Origin of the sequence: Streptococcus loxodontisalivarius, from assembly GCF_016908645.1 — a bacterium.
In the GTDB taxonomy this organism is placed as follows: Bacteria; Bacillota; Bacilli; order Lactobacillales; family Streptococcaceae; genus Streptococcus; species Streptococcus loxodontisalivarius.
This window is the reverse complement of the sequence record NZ_JAFBEH010000001.1, coordinates 1-13325: the sequence shown is the minus strand read 5'-3', so window position 1 is coordinate 13325 and position 13325 is coordinate 1. Positions and strand designations below refer to the sequence as shown.

The 13325-nt window shown below is 41.6% G+C and carries 14 protein-coding genes and 1 other annotated feature (1 of these 15 running past the window's edge); of the genes, 1 reads left to right on the top strand and 13 read right to left on the bottom strand.

Translation table 11 applies throughout. The features are described 5' to 3' along the window. Positions 1-105 (bottom strand) — a sequence feature (ribosomal protein L20 leader region) (it extends 19 nt beyond the left edge of the window). A 23-nt stretch (positions 106-128) separates the two neighbouring features. Both cmk and JOC28_RS00065 read right to left on the bottom strand, forming a co-directional pair. Beyond that, positions 129-809: a (d)CMP kinase gene (gene cmk, locus JOC28_RS00070; protein WP_205008611.1), complete on the bottom strand. Its 681-nt coding sequence runs from the start codon at positions 807-809 to the stop codon at positions 129-131. A gap of 26 nt (positions 810-835) precedes the next feature. Further along, on the bottom strand, positions 836-1312 hold the full coding sequence (locus JOC28_RS00065) for an SAG1386/EF1546 family surface-associated protein (protein ID WP_205008610.1): 477 nt from the start codon (positions 1310-1312) through the stop codon (positions 836-838). A 47-nt stretch (positions 1313-1359) separates the two neighbouring features. Here JOC28_RS00065 and JOC28_RS00060 point away from each other — a divergent pair, with 47 nt between their 5' ends. Then, positions 1360-1557 carry a ferredoxin gene (locus JOC28_RS00060; protein ID WP_205008609.1) on the top strand — a complete coding sequence of 66 codons (198 nt, stop codon included), beginning with the start codon at positions 1360-1362 and terminating at the stop codon, positions 1555-1557. Here the strand turns inward: JOC28_RS00060 and JOC28_RS00055 are convergent. The 11 genes from JOC28_RS00055 to JOC28_RS10900 all read right to left on the bottom strand — a co-directional run bounded on the left by JOC28_RS00055 (position 1544) and on the right by JOC28_RS10900 (position 13287). Next, positions 1544-2035: an EbsA family protein gene (locus JOC28_RS00055; RefSeq protein ID WP_205008608.1), complete on the bottom strand. Its 492-nt coding sequence runs from the start codon at positions 2033-2035 to the stop codon at positions 1544-1546. The genes JOC28_RS00060 and JOC28_RS00055 overlap by 14 nt on opposite strands. A 108-nt stretch (positions 2036-2143) precedes the next feature. Continuing rightward, positions 2144-3370: a peptidase T gene (gene pepT, locus JOC28_RS00050; RefSeq protein ID WP_205008607.1), complete on the bottom strand. Its 1227-nt coding sequence runs from the start codon at positions 3368-3370 to the stop codon at positions 2144-2146. A 9-nt stretch (positions 3371-3379) separates the two neighbouring features. Beyond that, positions 3380-5290, bottom strand: a complete 1911-nt coding sequence (locus tag JOC28_RS00045; protein ID WP_205008606.1) for an ABC-F family ATP-binding cassette domain-containing protein — start codon at positions 5288-5290, stop codon at positions 3380-3382. Between the two features lie 81 nt (positions 5291-5371). Next, positions 5372-5740, bottom strand: coding sequence for a hypothetical protein (locus JOC28_RS00040; protein WP_205008605.1), 369 nt, complete (start codon positions 5738-5740; stop codon positions 5372-5374). Between the two features lie 29 nt (positions 5741-5769). Further along, a complete protein-coding gene (locus JOC28_RS00035) occupies positions 5770-6498 on the bottom strand; it encodes a matrixin family metalloprotease (protein ID WP_205008604.1) in 729 nt (242 codons plus the stop codon). Positions 6499-7008: 510 nt separating this feature from the next. Beyond that, a complete protein-coding gene (locus JOC28_RS00030) occupies positions 7009-7791 on the bottom strand; it encodes an alpha/beta hydrolase (protein ID WP_205008603.1) in 783 nt (260 codons plus the stop codon). Between the two features lie 321 nt (positions 7792-8112). After that, entirely contained in the window at positions 8113-9774 is a 1662-nt protein-coding gene (locus JOC28_RS00025) for a ribonuclease J (protein WP_205008602.1), read from the bottom strand. Between the two features lie 210 nt (positions 9775-9984). Beyond that, entirely contained in the window at positions 9985-10743 is a 759-nt protein-coding gene (locus JOC28_RS00020; protein WP_205008601.1) for an ABC transporter ATP-binding protein, read from the bottom strand. Beyond that, on the bottom strand, positions 10740-11609 hold the full coding sequence (locus tag JOC28_RS00015; protein WP_205008600.1) for an ABC transporter permease: 870 nt from the start codon (positions 11607-11609) through the stop codon (positions 10740-10742). Before JOC28_RS00015 ends, JOC28_RS00020 begins: the two co-directional genes overlap by 4 nt. Positions 11610-11623: 14 nt before the next feature. Further along, the gene (gene trpX / locus JOC28_RS00010; RefSeq protein WP_205008599.1) at positions 11624-12625 is read right to left on the bottom strand and encodes a tryptophan ABC transporter substrate-binding protein; all 1002 of its coding nucleotides are present in this window, start codon (positions 12623-12625) and stop codon (positions 11624-11626) included. 566 nt (positions 12626-13191) lie between these two features. Next, positions 13192-13287, bottom strand: a complete 96-nt coding sequence (locus JOC28_RS10900) for an IS3 family transposase (protein ID WP_476715125.1) — start codon at positions 13285-13287, stop codon at positions 13192-13194. Between the last annotated feature and the right edge of the window lie 38 nt (positions 13288-13325).

Genomic DNA, 13325 nt, shown 5'->3' with positions numbered 1-13325 from the left:
CCTGATAAACCAAGCCCGCACACATTATATCCTATAAAGGATTTGACATGTAGGGCCAGACAACCTAAGTCGCAAGGCGAGAAGTTCTCACTTCTGCTTTTCTCATTGTTATTAGTATAACATGAGCCTTATCCCTTGTCAATAATTTTCTTCGCTTTTTCTTGAATAAAGTTGACGACACCATCGATATCGACACCAGTTGTATCAAACGTGATTGCATCATCTGCTGCTTTTAGTGGTGAGACCTTACGATGACTATCCTTATAATCACGCTCTGCGATCTCTTTTTTCAAGGTTTCAAAATCAGTCGGAATACCTTTTTCTTGATTTTCCTTGAAACGACGCTCTGCTCTTTCTTCAACCGATGCAACCAAGAAAATCTTCAAATCTGCATTTGGAAGAACCACAGTTCCGATATCACGACCATCCATGATAATAGCTCCGCCCTCAGCAATACGACGTTGTTGAGCTACCAATTCTTCACGAACTTCTGGAATAGCAGCAACCCAAGAAACGTTATTCGTCACTTGATTGTCTCGAATAGGATGAGTTACCTCAACATCTCCAACATAGACAGCCTGACTACCATCTGCTGCCTTACCGAATGAAATCGGATGCTCAGCCAATTGCTCAAGAAGAGCTGGCACATCAGCTTCAGTAAGATTATTTTGTAGCGCCAAATAAGTCGCTGAACGATACATAGCACCAGTATCAAGATAAGTGTAGCCAAGATTCTTAGCGATAATCTTGGCTACTGTACTTTTTCCACTTGAAGCTGGGCCATCAATTGCAATAGTAATATTTTTCATGATGTCCTCTTTAAAAATCTATAACATTAGTCAATGTAAACTTCGTCACCTGGGTTGGCATACCAGTAACCCATAGTCATGTGGCTTGGATTTAGTGATTCCAGTTTTTCTACAGAAATTCCTGCACGCGCTGCAATTGAAGCTGCACCTTCTCCAGAAAGAACTGTGATTGTTGTTCCATTTGAGCTAGTTGAAGTACTTGCTTCGCTTGAGCTTTCAGTCGTCTCATCTGAAGATTCTTGACTTGAAGCCTCTTCAGTTGTATCTTGACTAGATGACTCTTGCGCTACTGTTGAAGATGAATAAAAACCTGATGTTGCTGTTGTCTCATCGCTTCCTCCGTTAGACATGTACAACATAAAGAATAGCACTGTTACAGCAATAATAAAGAATAGGCTCAAAAGCAAAGTCAAAACTGGTGTGCTAATAAATGATAGCTTCTTAGCACCTGTCTCCTTTACCTTTTCAACAACCTTACTTTCTTTTTTTCCTGGTAGTTTCACCCTAGTTCCCCCTTGTTTCTTTATTCAAATCGTATTACAATAGCAGTATGAAAGTTTCAATTATACCCGAACGTTGCATAGCTTGCGGGCTCTGCCAAACCTATTCACCACTTTTTGATTATGATGACGACGGTATCGTCACTTTTAGCCAAACTGATGACTTAGTTTGTGAAACCCCAGATACCGACACAGATACATTGACAGCTGTAAAAACCTGTCCGACCAAGGCTCTTACGATTTTGTAAGAGCTTTTTTGTCCTTTCGATAACTCTCGAAATAGTCTAATTTGGTTAAATGGTCAGTCAACTCAACCTCACCAGTAAAATCTGGTTGTAAGGCCAAATCATCTAAGAAATACTTCTTAGGCCATTTTCTCATATAGAAAATACGCTCTTTGCCGTTTGAAAGGATAAAAGTCACTGTCGACTTTGTAACCTCAATTTTTTTGATTTCACTGATAATGATTTTAGATGGTTTAAAGGGATTTAAGGAAATCACCTTCAGTGTCCCATCACCTGGTATCAAAAAATAACGATGAAAGCCTAGGCTAAGCAAAATAATAAAGACAGCAAACAAGAAAAAGACGCTATTTGGTATCTTAGTTCTCTCATACAAGAGAGACAGACCTATAAAGATTGGTATCATGGTGATAGACCAATAAATGATAAACCATGTCAACTCAGGCTGCCAGTGATATCTGACTTTGCCAAAAATTTTGATCATACTGCTTCTCCCATCTTACCCATTCTATCATATTTTAAAGCATTTTCAAGGATATTACCCCAAGAAAGTTGAAAAGTGGGGTGTCCTTGCTGACTTGAATACATCTTTTTAGTCAGTAAAAGAAACAATTCCAAGGATGACATCTACTGCTCTTTCCATGGTTTGGAGGCTGACATATTCAAAACGCCCATGCATATTTTCGCCACCAGCGAAGATATTTGGTGTTGGAATTCCCATGAATGAAATCTTAGAGCCGTCTGTTCCACCACGGATTGGCTCGATGATAGGTTTAATCTCAAGATTTTCCATAACAGACTTGGCGATATTTACAGGCGTCATATCCTTTTCAATGACCTTTTTCATGTTGTAGTATTGGTCAGTCAACTGAAGTTTGACACGGTCTTGGTCCAGTTGCGCATTCATCTGATCAGCGATTTTCTGCATCAAAGCTTTACGATTTTCAAAAGCCTCTTCCTCAAAATCACGGATGATATAGGCTGAGCTAGCCTCCTCAACAGTCCCAGAAAGGTCCATGAGGTGGAAGAATCCTTCATAACCATCTGTTTTTTCAGGACGATCTTCTGCTGGAAGTTGACTGTGGAAGTCCACGGCTAATTGCAGAGCATTGACCATCTGATCCTTGGCTGTACCAGGGTGCACGTTGCGGCCCATAAAGCTGAGCTGGGCTGCCGCTGCGCTAAAAGTTTCATACTGGAGCTCACCGAGCGGACCACCGTCAATGGTATAGGCAAAATCAACATCGAAATCGTCAACATCAAACTTATTGGCACCGATACCGATTTCTTCATCAGGTCCAAAGCCGACACGGATTTCACAGTGTTTGATTTCAGGATGGTCTGTTAAATATTCGATGGCAGTCATGATTTCAGCGATACCAGATTTGTCATCCGCACCAAGAAGGGTTGTCCCATCTGTTGTAATCAAGGTTTGTCCAAGATAATTGTTCAAATTTGGAAAATCTTTGGGATCAAGTTCAAAACCAGATTGACCCAGTTTAATAGGATTTCCGTCATAGTTTTCAATAACCTGCGGAGAAACGCCTTCAGCATTAAAATCAGCTGTATCCATATGAGAGATAAAACCAATTTTACGAGTCAGACTTGGGTCGTTGGCTGGCAAGGTTCCCACAATATAGCCGTTAGAAGCTAGATAATGGATATCTGTCAAGCCAACTGCCTCCATCTCAGGTTTCAAGATATTAAGGGCAAAGTCAACTTGGCTTTGAGTTGTTGGTGTTGTCGTGCTGGTCTCGTCACTACGAGTATTGACCTTAACATAGGTCAAAAAGCGGTTAAGTAGATTTTGATATGTCATAGTTTCTCCTTATTCTAGTTCTTGGCTGAGTTCTTCCCATTCTTCCATGAGGAGCATCTGTTCTTCTTGGAGGTCATCTAGTTCTTTTTGCAAATCGCTGAGCTGTCCGATATCATTGGTTTCTAGCATGGCTTGGTTGATCTCGCTTTCACGATTTTCCACGACTTCCAATCTCTCTTCAATCTCTGTGATGCGACGGGTTAATTTGCGGAGTTCTTTTTGGTTAGCTTTCTGAGCTTGGTAATCGCTTGCGCCGCTAGATGTTGTTACGACTTCAACTTCCTCTTTAGGTGCTCTTAGCTGGGCAAGTTCTTCCAGCTCTGCTTTTTTGGTCACATAGTAATCGTAATCGCCTAGATAGAGAGTTGAGCCTTCTTCTGAGATTTCCAGCACCTTGGTCGCCACACGGTTGATGAAATAACGGTCGTGGCTGACAAAGAGGAGGGTTCCGTCAAAGTCAATCAGGGCATTTTCCAGAACTTCCTTACTGTCGATGTCCAAGTGGTTGGTCGGCTCGTCCAGAATGAGAAAATTGTTATTTTCCATGGAAAGTTTGGCAAGGAGCAGGCGAGCCTTTTCCCCACCAGAAAGCATGCTGACGGTCTTTTTCACGTCGTCCCCTGAGAAAAGAAAGGCTCCCAGACGATTTCTGATGTCCACCTCTGCTGTCGTTGAAAAATCATTCCAGAGTTCGTCAAGAACAGTGTTGGTCCGTGTCAGATTAGACTGGCTTTGGTCATAGTAACCCGCTTCAACATTGGCTCCATAGTGAGATTCTCCCTTGATAAAAGGAATCTTTCCAACAATGGACTTGATAAGGGTTGACTTGCCGATTCCGTTTGGTCCAACGATGGCGATGGCGTCCATTTTTTTGATATCTAGATTAATGGGCTGTGCTAGAAACTCATTTTCATAGCCGATAGCTGCGTCAGAAACTGTCAGGACAACGTTTCCAGACGGCTTGTCGGCATGGAAGGTCATATTAGCTGACTTTTGACTGCTTGATGGCTTGTCCAAGCGCTCGATTTTCTCCAACTGTTTACGGCGAGCTTGAGCACGCTTGGTTGTTGAGGCACGAACGATATTGCGCTGAACAAAGTCTTCTAGCTTGGCAATTTCTTTCTGCTGCTTTTCAAAATTCTTCTCTTCTGTCGCTAATTTTTCAGCCTTGAGATCCATAAACTGGGAATAATTTCCCACATAACGGTCCAGCGAATGCGTGGTCAAATCAAGCGTGACTGTCGCAACCTTGTCCAAAAAATAGCGGTCGTGACTGACAATAATGAGGGCACCTTGGTAGTTGACCAAGTAATTCTCTAACCAAGCGATGGTTTCGATGTCCAAGTGGTTGGTCGGCTCATCTAGTACCAAGAGTTGTGGTTTTTCCAGCAGCATCTTAGCAAGAGCGAGGCGGGTATTTTGCCCTCCTGAAAGGTCAGAAATAGGCATATCCCACATGGTCTGGTCAAATTTGAAACCGTTGAGAATATTTTTGATGTCGCTCTCGTAGGTAAAGCCGCCAGCCTGTCTAAACTCCTCTGATAGACGGTCATAGTCAGTCATGAGTTTTTCTAGTTCCTGTCCAGACAGCTCCGCCATTTGCAACTCCATCTGACGCAAACTCTTCTCAGTCTTTCTAAGGTCATCAAAGACATGTAGCATCTCGTCATAGATGGTATTAGTTGACTCAAAACGGCTATCCTGAGCCAAATAGGAAAGGGATAAATCACGTTTGAGATTGAGTTCACCACTCGTCGGGGCCTCTTCACCAACCAGAATTTTCAAGAGGGTAGACTTTCCAGCACCATTTCGCCCAACTAGAGCAATACGATCTCTTTCATCGACTTGTAAATTGATATTATCAAAGAGAACATCCCCAGAGAAAGAACGTTCTATCTTATTAGCTTGTAAAATGATCATAAGTCTATTTTATCAAAAATCATGACATTTTTGTATCCTTGCCAAATGAAAACTGGACTTCTTGCGAAATCCAGTTTTTTCTTATAATAATTGCGTTAAGATATCATAGTTCTTATAGACCAGATAGAGTCCGATAAGGACAATTGCAATCAGAAGAATCGTCTTAAGGATACCTGTGATAAATCGAATTAAGATTGTCAAAATCATTGACATGACCAGCCACGAAATGGCGCTATTACCAAAATAGGACTGCAGTGATTGAACCGAGTTACCAATCATGACACGCAGCCATTCTGGAATGAGATTTTGGACTGTCTGCAAGTGAATGCCGACTCTATCCGCAATCAGAAGACCTGTTGTCTGCAACCAGGCAAAGATACCTGTGTTAAAGATGAAAAGAAAGGCTTGTTCGGGATAACGCTTTGCCCATCTTTTGAGTGAACGTAACATTTTTATAAACTCCTTATTTTAGAAAAGGATTAAGCAGCGTAAAGATTTTTCACTGCTTGAATATCGCTATCTTGGATACTGTAGTAAGAACCAGAAGACTGCATCACGGAATCTTCACTATCATCATGGTCCAGACCAATGGCGTGACCGAGCTCGTGCTCTGCTGTATTGACAATACGATCATAGCTATATCCAAAATTATTATCTGTGAGATAGTAGGTATTAAGCATAACGTCAACATGGTTGATGTGATTCGTCAAAACATCTGTCGTAGTATTGGCTAAACCAGCTGCCTGGCTAGAACTATCTGAATAGTCCGTCGCCACAATATCTGCGCCAGCTTCATTATCAGTTAAAGTAAAGGTGAATGCCCCAGTGCTATTCCAATTCTCAATGGCCTCTTTATAGGCTGAAACCAGCGTCTGGTCTGTCGTCTCAATATAAACACTAGCTGTATTAGTTGACCAACGTGCTTGACTACTACTGCTATATTCATCTGTAGCTAGGCTAGATACGGCACTCGAAATATCAGATGCGACATCTCCATTACCAGCAGAATTAAAATATGTTGAAAGATTATTTGAAATCGTAGAAATATTTTGAGCAAGGGCTGAATTACTATTTTGAGCATAAAACAAGAGCAACAAGACAATAATTGCTAATAAGCAGAAAAATTTAAAGGTTCCCCAGATTAACTCCCAAACCAATCTCACCAAAAGATTGGGAATAAAGAAGATAAATTTAAAGAAGGCTTTCATAAAGCGGTCTCTCCTCTCAAATGATAGTCGATTGCATAAAGCTTCAAAAAATGCTCTTTTACACAATCCACTTTATTAGGGTGAAACTTAGTATAGCAAGCCCAAAATCAAAATGCAAGCAAAAGTCAGCCTCTCTCAAAGATGAAAACTAGCTGTCATTTCTGTCATAAATGTCACTAAAATTTACGCTTTCTGTCATCCCACTGTATCATGGAGTTTGCACCGAACATTAAGGATTGTGCATTTGAATTTTAACACGAGCTAGGGCCTTAGCGCTTATTTTGTCTATGTACGCATAACGCCCTTTATATCATGAGATTTGAACACGCCCTGAACACTGTGTCAAAAAGATAGTTTTTCCTAAGACTCAAGCGTCTGTCGTCAAGTTTCTGCGTCGTAGGCGTCTGGGACTAAAGTACCTAGTCGCCCTGACGTGGGTGCGTCTACGAAATCAAAGATTTCGGACTTACCGCATATTTTAACTTTGTGTTCTACGGGCTTTGTATCATGTTACGACAAACGTTCTTCTTTGACATAATTGATTGGCAGCATTTCCAAGAAGACTTCCACCTGTTTCTCCCAATAATACCAGTCGTGTGTACCGTGGTCATTGCGGTAGTCAATCTCCATCCCTAACTTTCTGAAATCGGCGATCGCCTTTTCATTAGCTGGATAGAGGAAGTCCTCGTAGCCGCACCAGGCATACCATTTTGTCTTTCCGTCGGCTTCTTTGGCTGCTTCAAGTAAATTGTTGGCACTTGCATCAAAATCTTCATCACTACCGAAAAGTCCAGACCAGTAGTTACGATCGTCTTCCGTATTGCTGCGCAGCGATTTATCCAAGTAAAGAGCACCCGAGAATGACCCCGCAAATGCGAACTGATTGCTGATCATGGCGAGTTTAAAGGCTCCGTAGCCACCCATGGAAAGCCCAGCGATAAAGGTTTTCTCACGCTTATCCGTCATATTAGGGAAGAAACGCTTCATGACCTTGGGCAGTTCATGACAAATGGCCCTGTAATAATTGACACCGTAACGTGTGTCTGTGTACCAACCATTGTCAGAGTTAGGCATGATAATGATAAGGTTTGTTTTACGCACTAGACGCTGTAAATTTGTACGAGAAGTCCAGGAATTTTGATTACCGCCCATACCATGCAAGAGGTAGAGGACAGGAATATCGGTATCCATAGCTTCTTCTGGACTGACCTGATCCATATCTGGATAGAGGACATCAACCTGACGGTATTGACCTAGTACTTCTGAACTGTATTCGATTTGAAAAAATGCCATGATTTCTCCTTTTTATTTGATTATCGAGCTACTCCACACTGTTGGCTTTTCTCTTTATTATGATAGTCTCCTTAAGCAATGGGGTCGTCAGCGAACGACTTTGTCGTTCCATGACTAATTCAAAAGCCGAAGTCTTTTGAATTACCCCGAGGTTTAGCCTATGGCTAAACCTCTTTTCACTGCAACGGAGACTATCGGAGGCAGCTCACTACGTTCGCCTATAGCTGGTGCTCTTAGGATAAAATAAAGTCTAATCTAAAAAGTAAATAAATTTATTAAAGAAGAGAGGCTTGGAACCTAATTCCAGCCTCTGTCTCCTATTTAACGTACTTCCATAACTACTGGTAGGATAGCTGGACGGCGTTTTGTTTGTTCAAACAAGAACTTGCTGACTTCATCACGGACAGCACTCTTGAGTTCGCCCCAGTCAAAGGTATCTTGTGCCAAGTAGTTTTCAACGGTGGTATTAACAAGGTCAGCAGACTCACGCAAGATATCACGACTCTTCTTAACGTAAACAAATCCACGTGTGTTAACCTTAGCTTTTGAGATGATTTTCTTCTCTTTTTTATTAACCGTAATGGCAACGATAAAGATACCATCTTCTGACAGAACCTTACGGTCACGAAGGACGATATTACCAACATCACCGATGGCATTTCCGTCAATCATAACATCGCTAGCTGGCACAGCCCCTTCATGAAGGAAACCTTGATCAGATAGGTGCATGATATCACCACGTTTAACGATATAGATGTCTTCTGGGAATTTGCCGAGCTCCTCAGCAAGCTCTGCGTGGGCTTGCAAATCACGGTACTCCCCTTGGATTGGGAAGAGGTACTTAGGTTGCAAGAGGTTAATCATCAACTGCAAGTCACGTCCGTTGGCATGTCCAGATACACGAAGATTTTGCGTGATCAATTTAACCGTTCCACCAGCCTTGTAGATCATATTTTCAACACGCGCCACAACGGCTTCCTTAGCAATACTTGGTGTCGTTACGATAAAGACCAAATCGCCATCTTTAATCTGAACATAGCGATGACGTCCGATAGACATCTTCTGAAGCCCATTGATTGGCTCACCCATACGACCAGTTTCAAGGATAATCAATTCATGATCCTCAAACTTGGCCATTTCTTTTGGCTTGATGATGATTTTATCGCTATCAAGTGATAATTTTTTCAGGCGAATAGCTGTGCGGACAATATTCTCAACATCAAAACCTGTCAGAACGACACGGCGACCGTATTTAGCAGCAGCGTCAAAGACTTGTTGAATGCGAACAAGGTTTGAAGCGACAGCTGCAACGATAACACGACCTTCTGCGTCAGCGATGACATTGTCGATCTCAAGACCAACCTCAGACTCACTGGCTGTTTGGATAGTGCTGGTCGCATTGGCAGAGTCAGACAAGAGGGCAAGAACGCCTTCACGACCGATTTCCGTCAAACGAGCAAGGTCAGTCTGGTAATAAGGACGCGCAGCTTGGTCGAACTTGAAGTCACCAGTATAGACGATATTTCCCTCGTCAGTACCGACAACAACACCCAAACTTTCTGGGATTGAGTGAGTTGTTTTGAAGAAGGAAATAACGGCATCGCCAAACTCAATCTCAGTTTCTGCATCAACAACGTGGAAATTGTTGTATTTCTTGATATTGCCATTGTTTTTGACGAACAATTTAGCCAACTCAATCGTCAACTGTGACCCAAAGACAGGGGCTTTGACCTGCTGGATAAGATATGGCAGAGCTCCAATAGCATCTGCGTGACCGTGCGTTAGGAAAATCCCTTGAACACGATCCTTGTTTTCAATCAAATAATCGAGGTTAGGAATGACAACGTCAACACCCAACTGCTCATTTTCTGGATATTTCAGCCCTGCATCCAAGACAAAAATCGAATCATTGACTTCTGCAATATAGAGGTTCTTACCGTTCTCACGAACACCTCCAAGGGCGATGATTTTAATATCGCTCATGATACTCCTTTCAATCTAGGCATATGCCCAAAACTCAGAAATCAAAACTTCCGAGTACAAATTTTTAATACTAACGGTCCTTAGAAAATCTAAGTCGAATTACAGCTCGTAGAAAATTCTACATTCCTTAATAGTTTATCATATTTTCAAGGAAATTGCAGAGCTAAACTAAAAAGAGTTTGGAAGCAAAATCCTTCCAAACTCTCAAATCTATTCAAAAATAGAATAGTAATCTGTAATTGTCATTTCAGCCTTCTCATCAGCAGCCAAATCTTGAATGATTTGCCCATCTTTCATGACAATCAAGCGATTGCCGTATTTGAGGGCATCTTCCATGTGGTGCGTAATCATAAGAGCTGTTAGCTTATCTCCTGTGACGAATTGATCTGTCAGATTCATGAGTGACAGACTTGTCTTAGGATCAAGCGCTGCTGTATGTTCATCTAGAAGTAAGAGTTCTGGACGCTTAATGGTTGCCATCAAGAGGCTAAGTGCCTGACGTTGACCACCAGAAAGCAGTCCAGTTGGGGTATCCAGATGCTTTTCAATTCCGTTACCAATTTTTTCAATCAAACTCTGAAATTCATCTCGGTGGGCATGGATTTTTCGTGAAACAAGCCCACGTCTTTGTCCACGGTATTTGGCAACCAGAAGATTTTCAGCCACCGTCATACGAGGTGCAGTCCCCATTTTAGGGTCTTGGAAGACACGAGCCAGATATTTGGCACGCTTTTCAGCAGGCAGATGCGTCACATCTTCACCCATGATGGAAATGCTGCCGCTGGTCAACATCAAGGTACCCGCAATAACATTGAAGAGCGTTGACTTACCAGCACCGTTTCCACCTAGAATTGTCAAGAAATCACCTTCGTAGATATCCAGTGTGACATGGTCCAAAATCGTTTTCAGTTCATCGAAACCATTATTGACCTGAACCGTTGCATTTTTTAATTCAACATTTTTTTTCATCGTGTCACCTTCGCTCCCTTAAAGATTTTTTCACGCAAGACTGGTGTTATCAGACAGATAGCCAGAACAAGGGCGCTGAACAATTTGAGGTAGTTAGTGTTGAAACCAAGAGCAATAACCGCTGTAATCAGGAATTGATAGAAGATTGACCCTACCACAATAGCAATCAAACGCTCAATCAAGGTAAGATTAGTTGCATAGATTACCTCACCGATGATGATGCTAGCAAGACCGATAACGATAACACCTATCCCTTTTGACACATCACCGTAGCCATCCTGTTGGCTAATCAAAGCCCCAGAAAGAGCAATCAAACCATTTGAAATCACTAACCCCATAACTTCCATACGGTCGGTTGAAATCCCAAAGCTGCGCGCCATGTCACGATTGTCACCCGTTGCAATATAAGCCTGACCAAGACGGGTGTTAAGGAAAAGAATCAAGCCTGTAATAACAAGAGCAACCCCAACCAAACCAACGATAAGCAAGTTATACTTGTCCGCAAAAGGTAGTAAATCCTGAATAGACTTAATATCCAAGAGACCAAGATTGGCTCTACCCATAATCATCAGCATGATAGAGTTAAGAGAAGTCATGACCAAGATCCCAGCAAGAATAGTTGGAATTTTCCCCTTGGTGTAGAGAAGACCAGTCACCAAACCAGCCAAACAACCAGCTAGAACAGCAACAATAGTTGATGAAATAGGATCCCAACCAAGATTAAGTAGAGTAACAACAACTGCTCCACCTAGCGGGAAAGACCCTTCAGCTGTCAAATCTGGAAAATCTAAAATACGGAATGTCAAATAAATTCCAAGCCCAAGGATACCATAGAGCAATCCTTGTGACATTGACGAAATAATCATGTCCTACTCCTCTCTTATTCATCAGCCTTAACGGCAACTGTTGCTGTTTCAAGAACACTGTCTGGAATGGTGATTCCTAGCTCCTTGGCAGCTTTAAGGTTAACTGTCGGTGTTCCAGTATCAATTACCTTAACAGGGATTTCTGAAACTTTTTTACCTTCTAGGATTTCAACGGCAATCTTAGCTGTTTCAATTCCAAGCTGGTATTGACTTTGAGCAACTGAGGCGATACTTCCTTGTTCAACCATGGTATCAACACTACTGTAAACAGGGATTTTTGCTTCATTTGCTGCTGAAATAACTGTTGTGAAGGCACTTGCAATGGTGTTATCCTGAGGTACCCAGATGGCATCAACTTTAGTTGTCATAACACTCATGGTTGTTGTGATTTCATTGGTAGATGGCACAGCGTATTCCACAACTGTAAGACCTTCTGCCTCGGCATACTTTTTGAAATCAGCGACTTGAGAAACCGAGTTATCTTCGCTGCTGGCATAGAGAACACCAATTGTTTTGGCATCTGGTGTAATGTCTCTGATTAATTCAACCTCTTGCTTGATTGGCACTTGGTTTGATGTGCCCGTTACATTTTTATTTGGTTTCTCCAAATTGCTGACTAGCTTAGCACCGACAGGGTCTGAGATAGCACCCATGACAACTGGAATCTCGCTAGTTGCTGAGGCAAGACCCTGCGCAGCAGGTGTCGCAATACCAATAACCACATCGTTTCCAGCATCAACAAGCTGCTTACTCATGGTTTGGATTTTTGACTGATCAGCCTCGGCATTTAAAACAGTCAATTTAATCTTATCACCTGAATAGCCGGCATCCTTAAGACCATCTTCGATCCCTTGCTCAATTTCATCCAAAGCATCGTGGGTCACGTACTGTAAAATACCGACTTTGACTTGCTTACTGCTCGAGCTAGAACTTGATCCGAATTGATCGTAAACAATTGATCCGACTGTCAGGATTACCAAGAAAATCAAGGTCCCGATTAAGCGTTTATTTTTCATAAGACTCCTCTTTTCTATTTTTCTGATTGGAAACAAAAAGCGCTTAGTTTTCACTAGGCGCACTTCTTTTATGGACTGATATTCACTGCGCATAGATACTAATTTTGTGGTACTACAAAAGTCGTATCTATGGCAAACACAAATACAACTTATCTATCGCCAGCTTTGCCATGATGTCATGAGTTGTGTCTGAGTCATATCAATCTCCCTTTCAGTTATTTTCTTATATTATACAGTATTTTCTAAAAATTGCAAGCGTTTCTTTCATGGAAACACGTCGTACGCATGAAAAAAAGATACCTCCCTAGTTCACTAGAGAGGCAATTTTTTTGATATGCAGTTGTCTTACAAAAGCATCTTTTTCGTACTTTATACCCAAATTCTAACATAATTTGTATCGTAAATCTACAATATTTTAAGAAAACAGGCTTTCTAAAAACGTTACTTTCTTCATGCGTTTGGCGTGTCATGGAAATGGCAGAGCTAAATTATAATTTCATCCTTAACTAAAAAACTCCTAGAATGGTTGGCACTGCACCCTAAAAATGGGACAGAAGAAAAAACTTTTAAGCGGTCAGTTTTCTGTAATCTACAGGAGACTGGTTGTTTAATCTCTGTTGAACTCTAGTTTTATTATAAAATGTGATGTAATTCTTGACAATATCTGTTATACTATCTTTAGTTAGGTTTCTCCAGCGAT

Coding starts and splice junctions, on each gene's coding strand:
- cmk (WP_205008611.1), bottom strand. CDS start 809: ATGAAAAATATTACTATTGCAATTGATGGCCCAGCTTCAAGTGGAAAA.
- JOC28_RS00060 (WP_205008609.1), top strand. CDS start 1,360: ATGAAAGTTTCAATTATACCCGAACGTTGCATAGCTTGCGGGCTCTGC.
- JOC28_RS00055 (WP_205008608.1), bottom strand. CDS start 2,035: ATGATCAAAATTTTTGGCAAAGTCAGATATCACTGGCAGCCTGAGTTG.
- pepT (WP_205008607.1), bottom strand. CDS start 3,370: ATGACATATCAAAATCTACTTAACCGCTTTTTGACCTATGTTAAGGTC.
- JOC28_RS00045 (WP_205008606.1), bottom strand. CDS start 5,290: ATGATCATTTTACAAGCTAATAAGATAGAACGTTCTTTCTCTGGGGAT.
- JOC28_RS00040 (WP_205008605.1), bottom strand. CDS start 5,740: ATGTTACGTTCACTCAAAAGATGGGCAAAGCGTTATCCCGAACAAGCC.
- JOC28_RS00035 (WP_205008604.1), bottom strand. CDS start 6,498: ATGAAAGCCTTCTTTAAATTTATCTTCTTTATTCCCAATCTTTTGGTG.
- JOC28_RS00030 (WP_205008603.1), bottom strand. CDS start 7,791: ATGGCATTTTTTCAAATCGAATACAGTTCAGAAGTACTAGGTCAATAC.
- JOC28_RS00025 (WP_205008602.1), bottom strand. CDS start 9,774: ATGAGCGATATTAAAATCATCGCCCTTGGAGGTGTTCGTGAGAACGGT.
- JOC28_RS00020 (WP_205008601.1), bottom strand. CDS start 10,743: ATGAAAAAAAATGTTGAATTAAAAAATGCAACGGTTCAGGTCAATAAT.
- JOC28_RS00015 (WP_205008600.1), bottom strand. CDS start 11,609: ATGATTATTTCGTCAATGTCACAAGGATTGCTCTATGGTATCCTTGGG.
- trpX (WP_205008599.1), bottom strand. CDS start 12,625: ATGAAAAATAAACGCTTAATCGGGACCTTGATTTTCTTGGTAATCCTG.